The following is a 19096-nucleotide window of genomic DNA, read 5'->3' as shown; positions in this document are numbered from 1 at the left end:
CCTGATCAGTTGAACTTGTAGTTCAGGCCGACCCGGACCGTGTGCATGTCGAGATCGACCTCGTGATCGAGCGGCTGGTTCGGAATGTTGGCGTTGATCGTCCGGAAGCTCTCGGTGCCGAAGTCGGTGTACTGGTATTCGACCTTGGCCGTGAGGTTGTCCAGGAAGGCATATTCCAGACCGGCGCCGATCGTGTAGCCGAAGTCGAAGTCCTCGCTGCCGACATGGCAACGCTGAAGGCCGCCACCGACGGGCGGGCAACCATCCGCGAAGCTCCAGTCGAGATTGCGGCTGATCTCGGCGTCCGACCAGGCGACGCCGCCCGTACCGTAGATCAGCAGCCTGTCTGCTGCGTAGCCGAGGCGGCCGCGAAGGGTGGCCAGCACGTTCATGTCCAGATCGTCCGTCGTGCGGGCGTTGAAGCCGCCGAGCGAGAAGATGCCGGAGTCACGCGAGCCGTCCATGCCCGACCAGTCGATATCCGCCTCGACGCCGACGACGTAAGGCCCGCTCTGGTAGTTGTAGCCGAACTGGACGCCGGCGAGGCCGCCATCGCTGTCGAAGCTTCCGTCGCCGGTTCCGACGGCGAGTGCCGATGCGACAGCATTGATATTGCTGCCAGTAGGGACAGACGTGCTGGTGTCGCTGTTGCCCCAGCCGTACCCGCCGTTGATACCGATGTAGAAGCCACTCCAGTCATAGCCCGACGGTGCTGCGGTTTCGTACATGACATCGGCTGCCATGGAAGACGTCGCAACAACGAACATGCCTGCGGACGCCAGAAGTACTGCACGAATCATTTTGGGATCCCCCGTTTATCAGTCGACGGAGCAATTTGTCGCACCGTCACTACGAGTCGGCTACAACACTTTTGCAACACTAGATAACCGTAATCCAATACGTTCATTCACAAACAGCAATCATTCATTCATATGACCGTTGCGATGCGCCACTACTTACAAGTCTCGCACCAGCTTCGGCCGCATCTATACCGCAACGGTATCTCTTGACCGGATGCCGCAAGGCGGGGTCAAACGCCTATACAGCCGGCTCTCGACAAATTCGCGCGCTGAAGCAATTGTCGCCGCGGGAGTTTGAGTGTTCCGTGCGTCCGCGATCGGCCCGAAGCGATGCGCAAGCGGTTTCCAAGCGATCGCGTTGCTTGAAAACGGATTGCCGGGGCCGCGAGAGTTTTCAGCAAGTGGCGCTTGCGCCACACCAAAATCCATCCCGAGGCGACGGCCCCCGCGGACCGGTCTCGCCCCAACCGAGGTGATCATCATGCCCAGCCTGACCCCATTGCGTTCCGCCGGCATCGTCGCCGCCGCGCTGCTGCTGGCCGCCCCGGCTTCTGCTCAGGATGCAGCAGCCCCCGCCGCGCCGGAGGCGGGCGCCGCGGCAGCGCCGGCTCAAGGCAAGGATGCATCCGGCGAATTCTCGGCGGCCGTCGAGGCGCTGTCGCCGCTGATCCAGGACGTCCAGGTGGTCGGGCCCTGGTCGGACGGCGACGAGCACGGCGTCTGGCGCACGGTGATGGTCCAGCCCGCCGGCGATAACGCAGGGGCGCATTTCTTCATCCAGCAGCTCGATGCCTCCGGGCACAACGGATTGTCCTTGCGCTCGACGACGGAAATCCCCGAGATCGCCAAGATCGACGGCCAGGTCGTCGGCTATCGGGCGGACGACCCCAGCGAAACCGAGCCGAACAGCCTCGGCCTGTTCTTCGAGGTGGTGCCGTCGGACGGCGAGATCAGCGAGACCTACGAGCTGCATTTCACCCCGGGCCAGCCCTACCTCTTCGGCCCCGCCTCCAACTGAGCCGGTTCCGCCTGCCGAGCCTCTCGCCCTGCGGCAGTCGCGGGCGGGCGCCTCGGCGTGCCCGACGCGCCCGCGAGAGCAGGTCTGCCCATCTCGGGTCACCAGGTCCGGACCGTGGTGGCCGCCCTGCCGGCCCGCGCGCACCCTCGTCGGCCGCCGAAGGGTGACATTTACGACATTCCGATGAAAACCTCTTCAAAATCCCCGGAATCCTGCCCATATGCGCAGAAACGGTTGACTTGGACGACCAGTCGACCTATCGCCCGAGCACGACGGGCTCCCAAGGGCGCGACCTGCGCCGACATCTCGATCCGAAGAGACACGCCAGCTTGACACTTTTTTCCGAACTCGGTCTCAGCGCCAAGGTGCTGGCGGCTGTCGAAGCCTCCGGCTACACCGAACCGACCCCGATCCAGGCGGAGGCGATTCCGCACGCCTTGGAGCGGCGGGACGTGCTCGGCATCGCCCAGACCGGCACCGGCAAGACTGCGTCCTTCGTGCTGCCGATGCTGACGCTTCTGGAAAAAGGCCGCGCCAGGGCGCGCATGCCGCGTACGCTGATCATCGAGCCGACCCGCGAGCTCGCCGCGCAGGTGGAAGAGTCCTTTACCCGATACGGCAAGGACCAGAAGATCAACGTCGCGCTGCTCATCGGCGGCATGTCCTTCGATGAGCAGGACCGCAAGATTGATCGCGGCGCCGACGTCCTGATCGCGACGCCGGGCCGCCTGCTCGACCATTTCGAGCGCGGCAAGCTGCTGCTGACAGGCGTCGAGATCCTGGTCATCGACGAGGCCGACCGGATGCTCGACATGGGCTTCATTCCGGACATCGAGCGGATCTGCAAGCTGCTGCCCTTCACCCGGCAGACGCTGTTCTTCTCAGCGACCATGCCGCCGGAGATCACCCGGCTGACCGAGCAGTTCCTGCAGAACCCGGTGCGGGTCGAAGTCGCCAAGCAGGCATCCGCCGCCCTCACCGTCACCCAGCGGCTCGTCGCGACGGGCGGCAAGGAATGGGACAAGCGCGAGACCCTTCGCCGCGTGCTGCGAGAAGAGGCAGATCTCACCAACGCGATCATCTTCTGCAACCGCAAGCGGGACGTCTCGACGCTGTTCCGGTCGCTGGAAAAGCACGGCTTCTCGGCCGGTGCGCTGCATGGTGACATGGACCAGCGGGCACGCATGACGATGCTGCACAATTTCCGCGAGGACAAGATCCAGCTCCTCGTCGCCTCCGACGTCGCCGCCCGCGGCCTCGACATCCCGAAGGTCAGCCACGTCTTCAATTTCGACGTGCCGATCCATGCCGAGGACTATGTCCACCGAATCGGCCGTACCGGCCGCGCCGGCCGCTCCGGCAAGGCCTTCACGCTGGTCACCAAGTCCGACCGGAAATATCTCGACGCTATCGAGAAGATGATCGCCAATTCCATCGAGTGGCACGGGCCGACGGTCGCCGAACTGCCGGCCGACACCGAGGAGGACGAGCGTCCGAAGCGGGGCCGCGGCCGAGGTGGCAAGACTTCCGGCGACAAGCCGGAACGCCGCAGCCGCCGGGCGAAGTCGGAGCCGCGCGCCGAGGCTGATGTCACCGAGATTGCGGCGGACAGCGCCGTGCTCGAGCGGGCCGAGGCGGGAGAGCTCGCCGTTCCGGTCGAGGAGATCGCCGACCTGCCGGTGGCGAACGAGAACACCTCGCGTCCGGCTGCAGCCAGCTATCCGCGCGGCAACGGCGCCAGCCGGGGCGGGCGTTCGCAGCGCAGCCAAGATGGCGGGCACGGCAATGGTGGGCACGGCGGCGGTCGCCGCCGCGACGACGACGGCAAGCAGCCGGTCGGCTTCGGCGACGACATCCCGGCCTTCATGCTGATCAACACCGGCACCTGACGCCTCGCGGCGGGCGCCTCTGACGCCCGCTTGGCTCAGCCTGCGATGGTGATCCCGTCGGACGATGCGCCGAGCCGACGAAGCTCGGCGCGGGCGCTTGCCGTCATCTCCGCCTTCAGATGCACCACACCATCCTCGCCGTCTTCGCGTGCGAGGACCGTGGCGTTGTCGTAGAGCCAGGGGATGAAGCTCATCGCCTCGGGCCTGACGTCGAGGCTGACGTCGGTCATGTTGCCAGCAATCCGGCGCTCGATGTCGGCAAGCAGCGCCTCCGTCCCCTCGCCCGTCACCGCCGAGACGAGAAACGCCGCGTCGGGATGGGCGAGCGAGGCCCGCGACGCCGCCACGAGGTGCAGCGCGTCCTCATCCAGCCGGTCGATCTTGTTCCAGACTTCGACGACGTGATCGGTGTCCTCCGTATCGACGTCGAGATCGCGCAGGATCCGCCGCACGTCCTCCGCCTGGGCCAGCGTGTCCGGGTCGGCGATATCGCGGACATGGAGGATGAGATCGGCCTCGATGACCTCCTCCAGCGTCGCACGGAAGGCAGCGACGAGATGCGTCGGCAGATCCGAGACGAAGCCGACGGTGTCGGAAAACAGGATCTCCGTGCCATGCGGCAGGACGGTCTTGCGCAGCGTCGGATCGAGGGTCGCGAAGAGGAGGTCGCGGGCCATCACGTCGGCGCCGGTCAGAAGGTTGAACAGCGTCGACTTGCCGGCATTGGTATAGCCGACCAGCGCGACGATCGGATGCGGGCGCTTGCGCCGCTTGGCGCGGTGAAGCTGGCGGGTGCGACGCACCTGCTCGAGCTCCTTTTCCAGCCGCTTGATCTTTTCCTGCAGCTGCCGGCGGTCGGCCTCGATCTGGGTCTCGCCCGGACCGCCCATGAAGCCGGCGCCGCCGCGCTGGCGCTCGAGGTGGGTCCATGAGCGGACCAGCCGCCCGCGCTGATAGTTCAGATGCGCGAGTTCGACCTGCAGCCGGCCCTCCTTGGTGCGCGCTCGCCGGCCGAAGATCTCGAGGATCAGCCCGGTGCGGTCGAGGACCTTGGTCTCCAGCTCCTTTTCGAGATTGCGCTGCTGCACCGGCGTCAGCGGATGGTCGACGATGACGAGACCGACGGCTTCCGCCGCGACCAGTCCCTTCAGCTCCTCCACCTTGCCGCTGCCGATCAGCGTCGCGGGCTGCGGCTTCTGGCCAGTGACGATCGAGCTCGCGACGATGTCGAGATCGATCGCCGCGGCGAGCCCGACCGCTTCGGCAAGGCGCGCGTCGTCGCTGCGGCGCGCCGGCTCGAGCCCCGGCGTCGCGCGGTTCTCCGCCTCGCTGCGCTGCCGGAACACCGGCACCAGCACGGCCGCACGCGTCGGCTCCCGCCGATGCTCGACGGGTCCGCGCGGCCCCTTTTCCTGAAATTCAGCCAATCAGGCCTTCCCGCTCTCGTCGACGCCCTCATACATCTGCACGGGCTGCGAAGGCATGATGGTCGAAATCGCATGCTTGTAGACTAGCTGCGAATGACCGTCCCGGCGCAAGAGAACGCAGAAATTGTCGAAGGAGGTGACGACCCCGGTCAGCTTGACGCCGTTGACGAGGAAAATCGTCAAGGAAATCTTCTGCTTGCGGACCGTATTGAGAAACAGGTCCTGAAGGTGTTGTGTCCGTTCTGGCATGCAGAGATGTCCTTTTTTGATTTGTGCTGCAGCCTGGTTGAATCCGATCGCGCCCGCCCATGCATCGAACGCTTAGCCATTGATACCGCACGGCCGGGCGAGTTCGAAAGCCTGACCTTGCCGAATCATGACACAATTTTTGCGTCTGCGAACAGGGTGATCGTGCTGGCGGGGAAAGTCACGGGGGTCAGAAGAATTCCAGCGACACCCTGAACATCTGTTCGACATGGCGAACCGCCGCCGCCGCCGCAAAGATCACCACCCTGTCCTTGGCGCGAATCTTGGTCTGGCCGGTCGGCTTGACGTAGGCGCCGTTCCTGAAGATCGCGCCGATCCTGAGATTGTCCGGCAGGTCGAGATCGCGCAGCGGCTCTCCGACCAGCGGCGAGGTTTCCAGCGCCTCGGCCTCGATGACCTCGGCGACGCCGTTCTGGATCGAGTGCACCGCCCGGATGCGGCCACGCCGGACATGCTGCAGGACACGCGAGATCGTCACCGACCGCGGATTGATGAAGGCGTCGATGCCGAGCATCCGGGTGAAACCCTGGTAGTCGGCATTGTTGAGCAGCGCGAGATTGCCCTTGCAGCCGTGGCGCTTGGCCATGACGCTCGACAGGATGTTCACCTTGTCGTCGTTGGTGAGCGCGACGAGCAGGTCGCTGGAGCCGACGTCGGCTTCCTTGAGGATCGACTGGTCGAGGCCGTTGCCGTGCAGGACGATTGTCCGCTTCAGCCCGTCGGCGATGGTGACCGCGCGATCGTGATTGTCCTCGATCACCCGGATCTTGGCACCGAAATTGCGCTTTTCGATCTGCCTGGCGACGAAATAGCCGATATTGCCGCCGCCGACGATGACGATCCGCCCGGCCTCCGGCTCCTCATGGCCGAACAGGCCGAGGGCGCGGCGCACATGGGTCTTCTCGGCGACGACATAGGCGACGTCGCCGGGCACCATGTGATCGTTGGAGCCGGGGATGAACAGCCGGTCGCCGCGCCAGATGCCGACGACGGTCGCGTTAAGATCCGGGAAGAGGTCGGTCAGCTGGTCGAGCGGCGTGTTGACGACCGGGCAGTCCTCCGAACATTCGATCGCCACCATGGCGATGTGATCGTCGGCAAACCGCACCGCATCCATCGCGCCCGGCAGGGCGATGCGCCGCAGCACCATCTCGCCGACCTCGACTTCCGGCGAGATGATGACGTCGATCGGCAGGTTGTCGGTCGAGAAGAGGTCCTGCCAGTGCGGCCGCAGATAGCTCTGGGAGCGGATGCGGGCGATCTTGGTCGGCACGTTGAACAGCGAGTGCGCGACCTGGCAGGCGATCATGTTCACCTCGTCGTGCAGGGTGACGGCAATGATCATGTCGGCCTGTTCGGCGCCGGCCTCGGCAAGAACGTCGGGCTGGGCGCCGTGGCCGACGAAGCCCCGGGCATCGAGATTGTCGCGGATCGCCTGGACGAGACTGCGCGAGGTATCGATCACCGAAACGTCGTTGCGTTCGGAGGCCAGCCGCTCGGCAATGCCGTAGCCCACCTGCCCTGCCCCGCAGATCACCACTTTCATTCCGGCCGCTCCGTGCTCGCCAATAGGTTTCGCCGCGCAGCCATACCGTATCGCGCCATCAGATGCCGAGCGATTTCAGTTTCCGGTGCAGCGCCGAGCGCTCCATGCCGACGAATTCGGCGGTGCGCGAGATGTTGCCGCCGAAGCGGTTGATCTGGGCGACGAGATATTCCTTCTCGAACACCTCGCGGGCGTCGCGCAGTGGTAAGGCCAGGATCTGGCCATTGGCCTGGCTCGGCGTTCGCGGCAGCATGTCGCCGACCTCGTTCGGCAGCATGTCGGCGGTGATCGGGCTTTCGGCGTCGCCGTCGCGGGCGAGGATCATCAGCCGCTCGACATTGTTGCGCAGCTGGCGGACATTGCCCGGCCAGTCGCTCGCCTGAAGCACGGCCATCGCCTCGTCGCTGATCGGCTTGGCCTTGATGCCGGTCTGCTCGGCGATCTGGTTCATGAAGGCCTCGATCAAAAGCGGGACGTCCTGGCGCCGATCGGCGAGCGGCGGCACCGAGATCGGCACGACGGCGAGGCGATGGAACAGGTCCTCGCGGAACAGCCCCTCGGCAATCAGCGAATCGAGATTCTGCGAGGTCGAGGAGATGATCCTGACATCGACCTTCACCCGCTTCGAGCCGCCGACGCGTTCGAAGGTCTGTTCGGTGAGAACCCGCAGGATCTTGTTCTGGGTCTCGCGCGGCATGTCGGCGACCTCGTCGAGATAGAGGACGCCGCGATGGGCCTCCTCCAGCGCCCCGATCTTGCGCTCGACGCCCGGCGGCGTCTCGTTGCCGAAGAGTTCGAGTTCCATCCGGTCGGGGGTGATCGCCGCTGCGTTGAGCGCGACGAAGGGGCCTGACGCTCGCGGCGAAGCAGCGTGGATTGCCCGCGCCACCATCTCCTTGCCGGAGCCGGAGGCGCCGAGGATCATCACCCGGCTGTTGGTCGGCGACACCCGCTCAATGACGCTGCGCAGATGGTTCATCGGCTGCGACTTGCCGATCAGTTCGGCGAAGTCGCTGGAGCGGCGCCTGAGCTCGGAGACCTCGCGTTTGAGCTTCGAGGTCTCCAGCGCCCGCTCGGCGACGAGGATCAGCCGGTCGGCCTTGAACGGCTTCTCGATATAGTCGTAGGCGCCGCGCTTGATCGCCGAGACGGCGGTCTCGATGTTGCCGTGGCCTGAGATCATCACCACCGGCACCTCCGGATGCTGCGCCTTGATGGCGTCGAGAAGATCGAGGCCGTCGAGCCGGCTCCCCTGCAGCCAGATGTCGAGGAAGACCAGCCGCGGGACACGATCGGTCAGCGCCTGCAACGCCGCGTCGGAATTGCCGGCCGTGCGGGTCTCGTGCCCCTCGTCCTCGAGAATGCCTGCGACGAGCTCGCGAATGTCGGCTTCGTCATCGACGATGAGGATGTCCGATGCCATGGCTCACCACTCCTTGTGTTGGTCTCGATCTTTCGGTGCGCTCGCGCCGTCCGGCCCACTGCCTGCGGGCAGAACGATCCGCACCATCGCGCCCTGGGGCTGATCGGGAGCATCCTCCAGCGAAATCACGCCACCATGGTCTTCGATGATCTTGCGGACGATGGCGAGGCCGAGGCCCGTGCCCTTCTCGCGCGTCGTCATGTAGGGCTCGAGCAGCCGATCGCGATTGTCTTTCGGAAAACCGCGGCCGTTGTCGACGATATCGATGCGGTAGACGTCGCCATCGGCCCGCGCCCGGACCTTGATCCGGCCTTCGATGCCCTCGGTCGCCTCGAGGGATTCCACCGCGTTCTTCACCAGATTGCCGAAGGCCTGGGAAAGCAGCCGGGTATCATAGGATCCGTACATCGGCGTGTCGGGAATCTCGGCGGAGAACGCAATGCCGTGATCGCCCATCTCGCGCATGAACACCGCCTCGCGCAGCGCGTCGCGCAGGTCGATGCGCTCCATCGTCGGCTTCGGCATGCGGGCGAAGGTGGAGAACTCGTCGACCATCCGGCCGATGTCGGAGACTTGTCGCACGATCGTTTCGATGCAGCGGTCGAAGACCTCGCGGTCGTCCTCGATCCGCTTGCCGTAGCGCCGGCGGATGCGCTCGGCGGAAAGCTGGATCGGCGTCAGCGGGTTCTTGATCTCGTGGGCGATGCGCCGCGCGACGTCGGCCCAGGCCGAGGTGCGCTGGGCATCGACGAGATCGGTGATGTCGTCGATGGTGACGACGAGGGAATGTTCGCCCTCGCTCTCCTCGAAGGAAGTGATCCGGATCGCCAGGGTGCGCTCGCGCTCGCGGATCTTCAGCTTGGCCTCTTCCTGATATTCCGGCCGCCAGGAGGCCGCCGCGGCCTGCCGGATACGCCCGATCTCGGGGAACACTCCGTCGACCTTCCGGCCCGTCACCGCTTCGGCATCGACGTCGAGGATCCGCTCGGCCGAAGGGTTCAGCATCGAGATGGTGCCGTCGCGCTCGATGCCGATGACGCCGACGGTGACGCCGGAGAGCACCGCCTCGATGAAGCGGCGGCGCTCGTCGATGACGTCCTTGGCGTTGACCAGTTCGGAGCGCTGGCTCCGCAGCTGCAGGATCATGTTGTTGAAGGTGTTGGAGAGCGATCCGACGTCGCCGTCGGAGACCCTCACCGGCACCGTCACGGAGAGATTGCCCTCCGACACCTCGTCGGCGGCACCGATCAGAAGGCGGATCGGCCGCACCAGCCGGTCGGCGACGCCGATGCCGGTCCAGATCGCCGACAGAAGCACGATCAGCGTGATGCCGAGATAGAGCAGCGCGAAGGCGACCTGCAGCCCGAAGCGGTTCTCCGAAAGGCTCGAATATTCCGCCGAGCGCTCCTCCATCTGCCGCAGCGCCGTGATCACCTGGGGGTCGACGGCGCGCACGGTATAGAGATAGGCGTTGGAAATCTGCCTGAGACGGATGATCGCGCCGACGAGATTGGTGATGCCCGGCGGAATGAAGACCAGATTGCCGGCCGCCGCCTGCTGCAGCGCGTCGTTCGGCGGCACAGGCAGCGGCTTCTCCTCGTCGACGTCGGCCTTGAGGATCGGCGTGCCGTCGAGGCGCAGGATCTGCGCACCGAGCAGGGAGCGGCCCCGCGCCTGCTCGGTCATCAGGTCCTGAAAGCCGCCGCGATCGAGATCGAAGAGCTGGCGCTGTTGGTCGAGGTCGTAGGCCATCGACAGCGTCGTGCCCTGCAGGTTGCGGGCGTTCTCATTCACATAGGCCTGGGCGACGTTGATCGAGGATTCGACGATCGCCCGGGTACGCATGCCGAACCAGCGGTCGAGGCCGAGATCCAGGGTGACGCTGGCGACGATGGCCACCAGGAGCGCCGGCAGGATCGCGACGATCGAGAACAGGACGACGATGCGCACATGCAGCCGCGAGGCGGCCCTGCCCTGCCGCCGGGCGCGCACCATGCGCATCACCTCGCGGCCGATCAGCACGCAGAGGAGGAGCACGAAGCCGCCGTTCACCACAGTCGCGATGGTGACGATCGTATCGGTCGGCTCGATGGGCGTCAGGCCCATCAGCACGACGAAGGAGATCGCGCCGGAGATCAGCGCCCCGGCAACGGCGAAGAGGCCGGGGAACAACAGGAACCGGCGTCGTTCCATCAGGAACGGGACTTCGGTTTCGGACTGAATCGGGTGCGTCGTCATGCTCTGCGTGCAGTTTTGATTTCGTTGCCACAGAGCAACGGAATGTGTCTAAACTGCAACGAAATGCCGAAAAAAGCGAGTCAGCGGATCGAGCGGACGACGGAAATGTCGAGATCGCGGATCTTCTTGCGCAGGGTATTGCGGTTCACCCCGAGGAGATCGGCCGCCTTGACCTGGTTTCCGCGGGTCGCCGCGAGCGCTGCGGCGATCAGCGGATATTCCACCTCGCGCAGGATCCGGCCGTGCAGCCCCGGCGGCGGCAGGTCGTCGCCGAAGGACGAGAAATACTCGGCGAGATAGCGCTCCACCGAGGCGCTGAGATCGATCGGCTTGTTGCCGTCGGCCTCGAGGCCGGGGCTCTTGATCGGATCGTTGGTGAGCTCGTGCTCGACGATCTCGGTGGAGATCTCGTCCTGCGGATAGAGCGCGGCGAGCCGGCGGATCAGGTTTTCCAGCTCGCGGACATTGCCGGGCCAGGCATAGCGCCGCATCACGTCGAGTGCGCCCTGGCTGAGCGCCTTGCGCGGCAGGCCTTCCTTCTCGGCCTGGGCGAAGAAGTGGCGGGCGAGATCCGGCAGGTCTTCGATGCGCTCGCGCAGCGGCGGCAGGCGCAGCGGCACGACGTTGAGCCGATAGAACAGATCCTCGCGGAACTGGCCGCGTGCGATCAGCTGGCGCAGGTCCTTGTTGGTCGCGGCGACGATCCTGACGTCGGTGGCGATCGGCGTGCGCCCGCCGACGATGGTGTATTCGCCCTGCTGCAGGACGCGCAGCAGCCGGGTCTGCGCCTCCATCGGCATGTCGCCGATCTCGTCGAGGAACAAAGTGCCGCCTTCGGCCTGTTCGAAGCGGCCGCTGGTGCGCGCCTGGGCACCGGTGAAGGCGCCCTTCTCATGGCCGAAGAGTTCTGATTCGATGAGGTCGCGGGGGATCGCCGCCATGTTGATCGCGACGAATGGCCCCTTGCGGCGGCGGCCGTAGTCGTGGAGCGCCCGAGCAACAAGCTCCTTGCCGGTGCCCGATTCGCCGGTGATCGTCACTGTCAGGTCGGTCTGCATCATCCGGGCGAGCGCCCGGTAGATGTCCTGCATGGCGGGCGAACGGCCGACCAGCGGCATCGATTCCTGCAGGTCGTCCTGGGCGCCCGGGCGCGGCCCCTGCTTGGGCTCGGACAAGGCGCGGCGGACGATCGAGACGAGTTCGGTGAGGTCGAAGGGCTTTGGGATATAGTCGTAGGCGCCCCGCTCGGACGCCTTGATCGCCGTCATGAAGGTGTTCTGGGCACTCATCACCACGACCGGCAGCTCGGGCCGCGAGTTCTTGATCTTCGGCAGTGTGTCGAAGGCATTGCCGTCCGGCATGAGGACGTCGGTGATGACGAGATCGCCCTCGCCCGCCGAGATCCAGCGCCACAGCGTCGCGATGTTGGAGGTCACACGCACTTCGAAGCCGGCGCGCATCAGCGCCTGGGAGACGACCGTGCGGATCGCGGCATCGTCGTCGGCTACGATAATCTGCATTGCCATGTGTGAAATCAGCCCTGTTCGTCGGTCTCGGCGAGTGTCTCGCCCGGCACGGACAATTCGCGCCAGGCCGGCATGAGGATGCGGAAGATGGTGTGACCCGGCTGGGACTCGCATTCGATGACGCCGCCATGGTCACCGACGATCTTGGCGACCAGCGCGAGGCCGAGGCCGGAGCCGCTCGGCTTGGTGGTGACGAACGGGTCGAAGATGTGCTCGCGGATATCGTCCGGCACACCGTCGCCATTGTCCTCGACCGCAAATTCCAGAGGCAGGGTGACGCGGTCCTTGGTGCCGGGCACCGACAGCCGCACGCCGGGCTTGAAGGCGGTGGTGAGGCGGATCTCGCCATCCTCCTTGCCGCGAACCGCCTCGGCGGCGTTCTTCAGGAGATTGAGGAACACCTGCACCAGCTGGTCGCGGTTGGCAAAGACCGGCGGCAGCGACGGGTCGTAGAGCTCGACGATCCTGATGTCGCGGGCAAAGCCGTTGCGGCCGAGGGTCTTCACATGTTCGAGCACGGAATGGATGTTGACCGCCGACCGCTCGATCGGCCGCTGATCGGAGAACACCTCCATCCGGTCGACCAGCTTGACGATGCGGTCGCTCTCCTCCTGGATCAGCCGGGTCAGCGTCCGGTCCTCGTCGCTGGCCGAGGTCGCGAGCAGCTGCGCTGCCCCCTTGATGCCGGAAAGCGGATTGCGGATCTCGTGGGCGAGCATCGCCGCAAGGCCGGTGACGGTCCGCGCGGCGGAGCGATGGGTGAGCTGGCGATCCATCTTCTCGGCGATCGAGCGCTGCTGGATCATCACCACCACCAGCTCCGGCGCCTCGTTCATGCCGGAGACGTAGAGATCGACCAGCCGCTCGCCGCCGAGCCGCGGCGAGGAGATGTCGACACGATATTCGCTGATCCGCGCCTGCTGCTCGCGGGCCTGCTCGATGAGGAAGAACAGCGGGCTGTCGCCCGGCACGAAATCCTGCAGCCTCTTGCGGGCGAGATAGGCAAAGCCCGCCGAGAAGAACTGTTCAGCGTCGGAATTGGCAAAGCGGAAACGGCCGGTCGGATCGACGACGATGACCGGATGCGGCAGCGCATTCAGGATCTGGGCGGCATCGCCCGGCAGCGCGGTGTCTTCGTCGGGTGAATCGGTCATGGTCAGGCAGCCTCGGCGTCCGGGGTTGCGGCAGCAGTCTCGACGGAGGCGAGCGTGGTGCCCGCAAAGAGGCGGGCGATCTTCCGCCGCACATCGGTCGGATCGGTCGCGGTCATGATCGCCTTTCGCTCGGACGGCGGCACGAAGGCGCCCGCCGCCGCGAAGCGGTCGAGATACCAGCCGAGATGCTTGCGCGAATGACGGATGCCCGTGGCCGGCCCGTAATGATCGAGCATCGCCTCGTAGTGCTCGAGGACGAGATCGGCGAGATCGAGCCGCGCCAGGTCGGCGATGCCGATGGCGCCGGCGATCAGCCCGGCGAGCCATGGCCGGCCATAGCAGCCGCGGCCGACCATCACCGCATCGGCGCCGCTCGACCGCAGCATTTCCGCCAGGCGCTCCGACGAGACGAGGTCGCCATTGGCGACGAGTGGCACGTCGATCGCCTCGCGGACCGCGCCGATCGCCCGCCAGTCGGCGGTCCCGTCGTAGAAATCCATGCGGGTGCGGCCATGCACCGTCACCATCCGCACGCCGGCCTCCTCCGCCCGTCTGGCAAGCCAGGCAGCATTCATCGAAGAGCGATCCCAGCCGAGCCGCATCTTGACGGTGACCGGCACGTCGCCGGCACCGGCGACCACCGCCTCGACGATGGCGAGGGCGAGGTCCGGCTCGCGCATCAGCGCCGAGCCGGACAGCCCGCCGACGACCTTCTTGGCCGGGCAGCCGAAATTGATGTCGATGATGTCGGCGCCGGCATCTCTGAGCCGCGCTGCGGCCTCGCCCATTACCTCGGGCTCGCGCCCGGCAAGCTGCACCGCATGGATGCCATTCCCTGCACGCAGGGCTCGAAGGTTGGATTCGGCGACGCCGCGCAGATATTCCCCGCTGGCGACCATTTCGGAGATCACCAGCCCGGCTCCGAAGCGGCTCGCGAGGCGGCGGAAGGGCACGTCGCTGACGCCGGACATCGGCGCAAGCAGAACGCGATTTGCCAGAGTCCGGTCGCCGATCCGCAAGGGTTCGGAAACGTCTCCCCGTCTTTGCAATACGCCTAAACTCTGAGCGATCATCGCAACTGTCGATTCTTGCAGCACCTGTGCTGTATCTAATCGGAGCATGCTCAAATGACAAGCAAGCTGGTGCTTGCTTTTGCCCCGCCCTTCGTGCTCCTCCCCGGAAAACTTTCGAAAGGACGGCTCAGATGACGCAGAGCGTCGCGGCGATCCTGGTGGCGGCCGGCCGCGGCGAGCGGGCCGGCGGCCTGACCGATGGGCCGAAGCAGTATCGCCGGATCGGCGGGCGAGCGGTTCTCGCCCATGCGCTCGACATCTTCCGCAGCCATCCGCGGGTCGGCCCGATTGTCGTCGTCATCCATGCCGACGACGCCGTGCTCTGCCGGGACGCGCTCGGCGATGCGGCCGACGACGTCCAGATCGTCACCGGCGGTGCCGAACGGCAGATCTCGGTGCGCTGCGGCCTGGAAGCCCTAGCGGCTTCGGGCACGCTGCCGGAGATCGTCCTCATCCACGACGCCGTCAGGCCTTTCACCGATCCCGCGACCATCGACCGGGTGATCGCCGCGGCGGCCAGCCATGGCGGCGCCATCCCCGCCGTCGCCATCGCCGACACGATCAAGCGGGCGGCGGCCGGCGGCGCGATCGCCGAGACCGTGCCCCGCAGTGGCCTCTATGGCGCCCAGACGCCGCAGGGCTTCCGCTTCGCGGCGATCCGCGACGCCCATGCGGCGGCGGCGGCCGGCTCGGGCCGGACGGATTTTACCGACGACGCCTCGATCGCCGAATGGGCGGGGCTTGCCGTGATGCTGGTCGAGGGCGCTGCGGGCAACGTCAAGCTGACCACCCGCGAAGACATTCTGACGGCCGATGCGAGACTGAAGGAGACACCGCCGATGATCGATGTTCGCACCGGAAACGGCTACGACGTCCACCGTCTCGTTGCGGGCGATCATGTGACCCTCTGCGGCGTGCGCATCCCCCATGACAGGCGGCTCGACGGCCACTCCGACGCCGATGTCGGCCTCCACGCCCTCACCGACGCCTTGCTCGCCACTTGCGGCGCCGGCGACATCGGCGACCATTTTCCGCCGAGCGATCCGCAATGGAAGGGCGCTGCGTCGCACATCTTCGTCGAAAAGGCGGTGGAGATCATTTCCGCGAAGGGCGGCCGGATCATGAATGCCGACGTCTCGCTGATCTGCGAGGCGCCGAAGATCGCGCCACATCGCCGGGCGATGCGCGAGGCGATCGCGGCGATGACCGGGCTGACGCTGGACCGGGTCTCGGTCAAGGCGACGACCAACGAGGCGATCGGCTTCGTCGGCCGCAAGGAAGGCATTGCGGCGATTGCCACCGCCTCGGTGGTCTATGGAGAGACGGCGTGACAGGCGAGCAGCAGGACACCGCAAAGCGGATCGCCGCCCTCGCCCGCGAAGTCGTCGAGCGCTACACCGCCGCCGGTTGGACGATCGCTACGGCGGAGTCCTGCACCGGCGGTCTCGTCGCCGGCGCGATCACCGACATTGCCGGCTCCTCCGCCGTCCTCGACCGCGGCTTCGTTACCTATTCCAACCAGGCGAAGATCGACATGCTCGGCGTCGATCCGGCGGAGCTCGCCGCACACGGCGCCGTGTCGGAGACGGTGGCGCGGCAGATGTCCGAAGGCGCGCGCCAGAGGGCTGGCGTCAGCGTTGCGGTGTCGATCACCGGCATCGCCGGGCCGGGTGGTGGCTCGGATGAAAAGCCGGTCGGGCTGGTGCATTTCGCCTGTGCGGGGCCGAATGGGACGGTGCACCGCGAAGAACGCTTCGGCGACATTGGTCGAAGGGGAATACGCGAAGCGTCGGTGTTGGTGGCGCTGGAGATGCTGGCGGTTGCGCTGAAGAGCTGAAACAGACGTACCAATTCGGTGTCGGAAACCACTGAAAAGCGTTCGGCGGGTTTCCACCCATTGCGGACTTCGGCTCGGTGAGGCTGAATGTTGCCAGTCTCAACTTTGAGGCATGCCGATGCGCAACATGGATCTGACAGCCGAACTCGTAGCTTTGGTCGATAGGATGGAGCCTGATCCAGGCCCCGAACCCGGAACGAGTGACCATACCGACGCTGACTTGCACGATATGGCAACCGCTCTGCTCGCAGAATACAATCCCAAGCATCTCTGGGTTTTCGCCTACGGCTCTCTGATCTGGAATCCGGAGTTTCAAGCTGACGAGCAAAGACCCGCGGTCGCTGCGGGATGGCATCGCTCGTTCTGCCTGAAGCTGACAAGGTGGCGGGGCACGCGCGAACTGCCTGCCCTGATGCTAGCGCTCGATAGGGGCGGAACCTGTCTCGGGATTGCCTATCGATCGCCCGAAGACGACATGCACGGACAGATCGTGAGATTGCTCAAGCGCGAACTTGACGCGAAGCCTCCAACGAATATCGCCAAGTGGATAAATGTGTCGACCACGAGCGGACGCCTGAAGACCTTGGCATTCGTGGCGCTTCGGACAGGCGGCGCCTATGCGGGGAAGCGCCCGTTGCCTGAAGTTGCGAGCGTGCTCAGCCGCGCCGCCGGGCATTGGGGCTCATCCGCGCAGTATGCTTTCAACACAATCACGAAACTGGAAGAGCATGGGATTAGAGATCGCAACCTGTGGAAAATACAGAAGCTGATGGCAGAACAAATATGGGAAAGCCAGCGCCAACAGGTCAGCTGATCACCCACTCGGCGGCTCGATTTCTCGTGTCTGAAACGCTTTTCTTGCATCCTGTTTCAGATTGGGTTGAGAGACGGCTGCCAACAGTGACGGCATATTTCAGCGGGCTTTTTGCCCGCTGCACTATCTCACCCATACACCTTGTCCGCCCGCTCCTCGAAGGCGGTGGCGAAGCGGCGGAAGGCGTAATCGAACATCGAGCCCATCAGCATGCCGAGGGTGCGGCTCTTGAACTCGTATTCGATGAAGAACTTCACGTCGCAGGTGGTCTCGCCGGTCGGCACGAAGTCCCAGCGATTGTCGAGGAACCTGAACGGGCCGTTGACGTAGGACACCTCGATCCGCCGCTCCTCGGGCTTCAGCAGCACCTGCGAGGTAAAGGTCTCGCGGACCATCTTGTAGGCCACCGTCATGTCGGCGACGAGCAGCCGCTTGCCCTCCTTCTCGCGTTCCTGACGGATCGTCAGCGCCTGGCAAAGCGGCAGGAACTCGGGATATTTCTCGACATCGGCGACGAGGGCGAACATCTCGTCGGCGGTGTGATGGACGTGGCGGGTCGTTTCGAATTTCGGCATGGCGAGGCGGGTTACGCGGCGGACTGACGGGCCAGACGGGCTGCCTTGAGGCGTTCGAAATCCTCGCCGGCATGGTGGGATGAACGGGTGAGCGGGCTCGCAGACACGACCAGGAAGCCCTTGGTGAGGGCGACCTTCTCGAAGGACTGGAACTCCTCCGGCCTCACATAGCGGATCACCGCATGGTGCTTCTTGGTCGGCTGTAGATACTGGCCGATGGTGAGGAAATCGACATCCGCGGTGCGAAGATCGTCCATCAACTGCAGCACCTCGTTCCGCTCCTCGCCGAGCCCGACCATGATGCCAGATTTGGTGAAGATCGTCGGATCGAGTTCCTTCACCCGCTGCAGCAGCCGGATCGAATGGAAATAGCGGGCGCCGGGGCGTACTGTGAGATATTTCGACGGCACGGTCTCGAGATTGTGGTTGAAGACATCGGGCTTCGCCTCGACCACCCGCTCCAGCGCGCCGGGCTTGCGCAGGAAGTCGGGCGTCAGGATCTCGATCGTGGTGCCGGGCGCTGCGGCGCGGATCGCCCGGATGGTGCGGACGAAATGCTCGGCGCCGCCATCGGCAAGATCGTCGCGGTCGACCGAGGTGATGACGACGTGGTTGAGGCCCATCTTGGCGACGGCGCGACCGACGCTCTCAGGCTCGCTCTGATCGAGCGCGTGGGGCATGCCGGTTGCGACATTGCAGAAGGAGCAGGCCCTGGTGCAGATGCCGCCCATGATCATGAAGGTCGCGTGCTTCTTCTCCCAGCAGCCGCCGATATTGGGGCAGCCGGCCTCCTCGCAGACCGTCACCAGCCTGTTTTCCCGGGCAATCTCGCGGGTCTCGAAATAGCCTTTCGAAACGGGCGCCTTGACACGGATCCAGTCCGGCTTCGGCGGGCTCGCCACGGCATCCGGGCGATGGGCCTTTTCGGGATGGCGAAGCTTCGGCTTGTCGGCTTCGGCGAGGCGGGTGTCGAGGATGGTGACCATGGGGCCTACTTAAGCCTCCGGTTTTGGCGATGCAATCGGCTCGGCACCCGCGGGGGAAGGTGCATGACGGCCTTGACCGTCATGCAAGGGTGTTAAGATCGCGTCAGCGCCGAACGGCGCGGGCGATGAAGATCAGAAGGCAGGCGCCGACGAAGCCGGTGAGCAGGTAGGCCCAAGAGAATTCCGCCCCGGCCGGCACGCCGATGTTGAACAGGCTGAGGACGAAGCTGAGGATCAGCGCGCCGACGACGCCGAGGATGATGTTCATGATGAAGCCCATGTCGCTTCGCATGACCTGTTCGGCAAGCCAGCCGGCAAGGCCGCCGACGATTATGGCTGCAAGAAAACCCATGATGTTGACTCCTGAGGACGATTGATCGGGTTGCCGAAGTAGTTAGGGCTCTCAGAAGTCGGGCAAGAGGTTTTCTCGCCGATCGCGCGAACTATTCGCGGGAAATGGCGTGGCCGACGATGCGCCGCGCCGCCCGGACGTTGCATTGGCGGCGAGACTGGCGGAGCGGGC

At 65.4% G+C, this 19096-nt stretch carries 17 protein-coding genes; 5 read left to right on the top strand and 12 right to left on the bottom strand.

Going from position 1 to position 19096, the window contains the following annotated elements:
- Positions 1–5: 5 nt before the first annotated feature.
- Complete coding sequence (locus E3C22_RS17875) at positions 6–743, bottom strand: outer membrane protein (RefSeq protein ID WP_167591582.1); 738 nt, start codon at positions 741–743, stop codon at positions 6–8.
- A 538-nt stretch (positions 744–1281) separates the two neighbouring features.
- On the opposite strand from E3C22_RS17875, the gene E3C22_RS17870 reads away from it, so the two are divergent.
- Complete coding sequence (locus tag E3C22_RS17870; protein ID WP_134759296.1) at positions 1282–1818, top strand: hypothetical protein; 537 nt, start codon at positions 1282–1284, stop codon at positions 1816–1818.
- 329 nt (positions 1819–2147) lie between these two features.
- Positions 2148–3707: a DEAD/DEAH box helicase gene (locus tag E3C22_RS17865; protein WP_134759294.1), complete on the top strand. Its 1560-nt coding sequence runs from the start codon at positions 2148–2150 to the stop codon at positions 3705–3707.
- Between the two features lie 35 nt (positions 3708–3742).
- On the opposite strand, the gene hflX is transcribed toward E3C22_RS17865, so the two are convergent.
- The 8 genes from hflX to dusB form a co-directional block, all read right to left on the bottom strand.
- Entirely contained in the window at positions 3743–5134 is a 1392-nt protein-coding gene (gene hflX / locus E3C22_RS17860; RefSeq protein WP_134759292.1) for a GTPase HflX, read from the bottom strand.
- Positions 5135–5383 carry an RNA chaperone Hfq gene (gene hfq, locus E3C22_RS17855; protein WP_083589440.1) on the bottom strand — a complete coding sequence of 83 codons (249 nt, stop codon included), beginning with the start codon at positions 5381–5383 and terminating at the stop codon, positions 5135–5137. It lies immediately after the preceding gene.
- A gap of 187 nt (positions 5384–5570) precedes the next feature.
- Complete coding sequence (trkA, locus tag E3C22_RS17850; protein ID WP_134759290.1) at positions 5571–6947, bottom strand: Trk system potassium transporter TrkA; 1377 nt, start codon at positions 6945–6947, stop codon at positions 5571–5573.
- 58 nt (positions 6948–7005) lie between these two features.
- Positions 7006–8370, bottom strand: coding sequence for a nitrogen assimilation response regulator NtrX (ntrX, locus tag E3C22_RS17845; protein ID WP_134759288.1), 1365 nt, complete (start codon positions 8368–8370; stop codon positions 7006–7008).
- Between the two features lie 3 nt (positions 8371–8373).
- Positions 8374–10608, bottom strand: a complete 2235-nt coding sequence (locus tag E3C22_RS17840) for a sensor histidine kinase NtrY-like (protein ID WP_134759286.1) — start codon at positions 10606–10608, stop codon at positions 8374–8376.
- A gap of 80 nt (positions 10609–10688) precedes the next feature.
- Entirely contained in the window at positions 10689–12134 is a 1446-nt protein-coding gene (gene ntrC, locus E3C22_RS17835; RefSeq protein ID WP_134759284.1) for a nitrogen regulation protein NR(I), read from the bottom strand.
- 8 nt (positions 12135–12142) lie between these two features.
- Positions 12143–13288 carry a two-component system sensor histidine kinase NtrB gene (locus tag E3C22_RS17830; RefSeq protein WP_134759282.1) on the bottom strand — a complete coding sequence of 382 codons (1146 nt, stop codon included), beginning with the start codon at positions 13286–13288 and terminating at the stop codon, positions 12143–12145.
- Between the two features lie 2 nt (positions 13289–13290).
- Entirely contained in the window at positions 13291–14361 is a 1071-nt protein-coding gene (gene dusB / locus E3C22_RS17825; RefSeq protein WP_134759280.1) for a tRNA dihydrouridine synthase DusB, read from the bottom strand.
- 131 nt (positions 14362–14492) lie between these two features.
- On the opposite strand from dusB, the gene E3C22_RS17820 reads away from it, so the two are divergent.
- From E3C22_RS17820 to E3C22_RS17810, 3 genes are all read left to right on the top strand, one after another.
- Positions 14493–15692, top strand: a complete 1200-nt coding sequence (locus E3C22_RS17820; protein WP_134759278.1) for a bifunctional 2-C-methyl-D-erythritol 4-phosphate cytidylyltransferase/2-C-methyl-D-erythritol 2,4-cyclodiphosphate synthase — start codon at positions 14493–14495, stop codon at positions 15690–15692.
- Entirely contained in the window at positions 15689–16198 is a 510-nt protein-coding gene (locus E3C22_RS17815; RefSeq protein ID WP_425364946.1) for a CinA family protein, read from the top strand. Before E3C22_RS17820 ends, E3C22_RS17815 begins: the two co-directional genes overlap by 4 nt.
- Positions 16199–16325: 127 nt before the next feature.
- Complete coding sequence (locus E3C22_RS17810) at positions 16326–17012, top strand: gamma-glutamylcyclotransferase (protein ID WP_245514694.1); 687 nt, start codon at positions 16326–16328, stop codon at positions 17010–17012.
- Between the two features lie 128 nt (positions 17013–17140).
- On the opposite strand, the gene E3C22_RS17805 is transcribed toward E3C22_RS17810, so the two are convergent.
- The 3 genes from E3C22_RS17805 to E3C22_RS17795 all read right to left on the bottom strand — a co-directional run bounded on the left by E3C22_RS17805 (position 17141) and on the right by E3C22_RS17795 (position 18925).
- Positions 17141–17587, bottom strand: a complete 447-nt coding sequence (locus E3C22_RS17805; protein WP_134759276.1) for a type II toxin-antitoxin system RatA family toxin — start codon at positions 17585–17587, stop codon at positions 17141–17143.
- 11 nt (positions 17588–17598) lie between these two features.
- Positions 17599–18573, bottom strand: a complete 975-nt coding sequence (gene lipA / locus E3C22_RS17800; protein WP_134759275.1) for a lipoyl synthase — start codon at positions 18571–18573, stop codon at positions 17599–17601.
- A gap of 103 nt (positions 18574–18676) precedes the next feature.
- Complete coding sequence (locus E3C22_RS17795; protein ID WP_134759273.1) at positions 18677–18925, bottom strand: GlsB/YeaQ/YmgE family stress response membrane protein; 249 nt, start codon at positions 18923–18925, stop codon at positions 18677–18679.
- Positions 18926–19096 lie beyond the last annotated feature (171 nt).

The organism is Jiella endophytica (genome assembly GCF_004519335.1).
Lineage (GTDB): Bacteria > Pseudomonadota > Alphaproteobacteria > Rhizobiales > Rhizobiaceae > Jiella > Jiella endophytica.
This window is presented reverse-complemented; position numbering and strand designations above follow the sequence as displayed.

What these genes read in the sequence shown, in the direction of transcription:
- E3C22_RS17875 (WP_167591582.1), bottom strand. Translation starts at nt 743, where the DNA reads ATGGCAGCCGATGTCATGTACGAAACCGCAGCACCGTCGGGCTATGAC.
- E3C22_RS17870 (WP_134759296.1), top strand. Translation starts at nt 1,282, where the DNA reads ATGCCCAGCCTGACCCCATTGCGTTCCGCCGGCATCGTCGCCGCCGCG.
- hfq (WP_083589440.1), bottom strand. Translation starts at nt 5,383, where the DNA reads ATGCCAGAACGGACACAACACCTTCAGGACCTGTTTCTCAATACGGTC.
- trkA (WP_134759290.1), bottom strand. Translation starts at nt 6,947, where the DNA reads ATGAAAGTGGTGATCTGCGGGGCAGGGCAGGTGGGCTACGGCATTGCC.
- ntrX (WP_134759288.1), bottom strand. Translation starts at nt 8,370, where the DNA reads ATGGCATCGGACATCCTCATCGTCGATGACGAAGCCGACATTCGCGAG.
- E3C22_RS17840 (WP_134759286.1), bottom strand. Translation starts at nt 10,608, where the DNA reads ATGACGACGCACCCGATTCAGTCCGAAACCGAAGTCCCGTTCCTGATG.
- ntrC (WP_134759284.1), bottom strand. Translation starts at nt 12,134, where the DNA reads ATGGCAATGCAGATTATCGTAGCCGACGACGATGCCGCGATCCGCACG.
- E3C22_RS17830 (WP_134759282.1), bottom strand. Translation starts at nt 13,288, where the DNA reads ATGACCGATTCACCCGACGAAGACACCGCGCTGCCGGGCGATGCCGCC.
- dusB (WP_134759280.1), bottom strand. Translation starts at nt 14,361, where the DNA reads ATGATCGCTCAGAGTTTAGGCGTATTGCAAAGACGGGGAGACGTTTCC.
- E3C22_RS17820 (WP_134759278.1), top strand. Translation starts at nt 14,493, where the DNA reads ATGACGCAGAGCGTCGCGGCGATCCTGGTGGCGGCCGGCCGCGGCGAG.
- E3C22_RS17810 (WP_245514694.1), top strand. Translation starts at nt 16,326, where the DNA reads ATGGATCTGACAGCCGAACTCGTAGCTTTGGTCGATAGGATGGAGCCT.
- E3C22_RS17805 (WP_134759276.1), bottom strand. Translation starts at nt 17,587, where the DNA reads ATGCCGAAATTCGAAACGACCCGCCACGTCCATCACACCGCCGACGAG.
- lipA (WP_134759275.1), bottom strand. Translation starts at nt 18,573, where the DNA reads ATGGTCACCATCCTCGACACCCGCCTCGCCGAAGCCGACAAGCCGAAG.
- E3C22_RS17795 (WP_134759273.1), bottom strand. Translation starts at nt 18,925, where the DNA reads ATGGGTTTTCTTGCAGCCATAATCGTCGGCGGCCTTGCCGGCTGGCTT.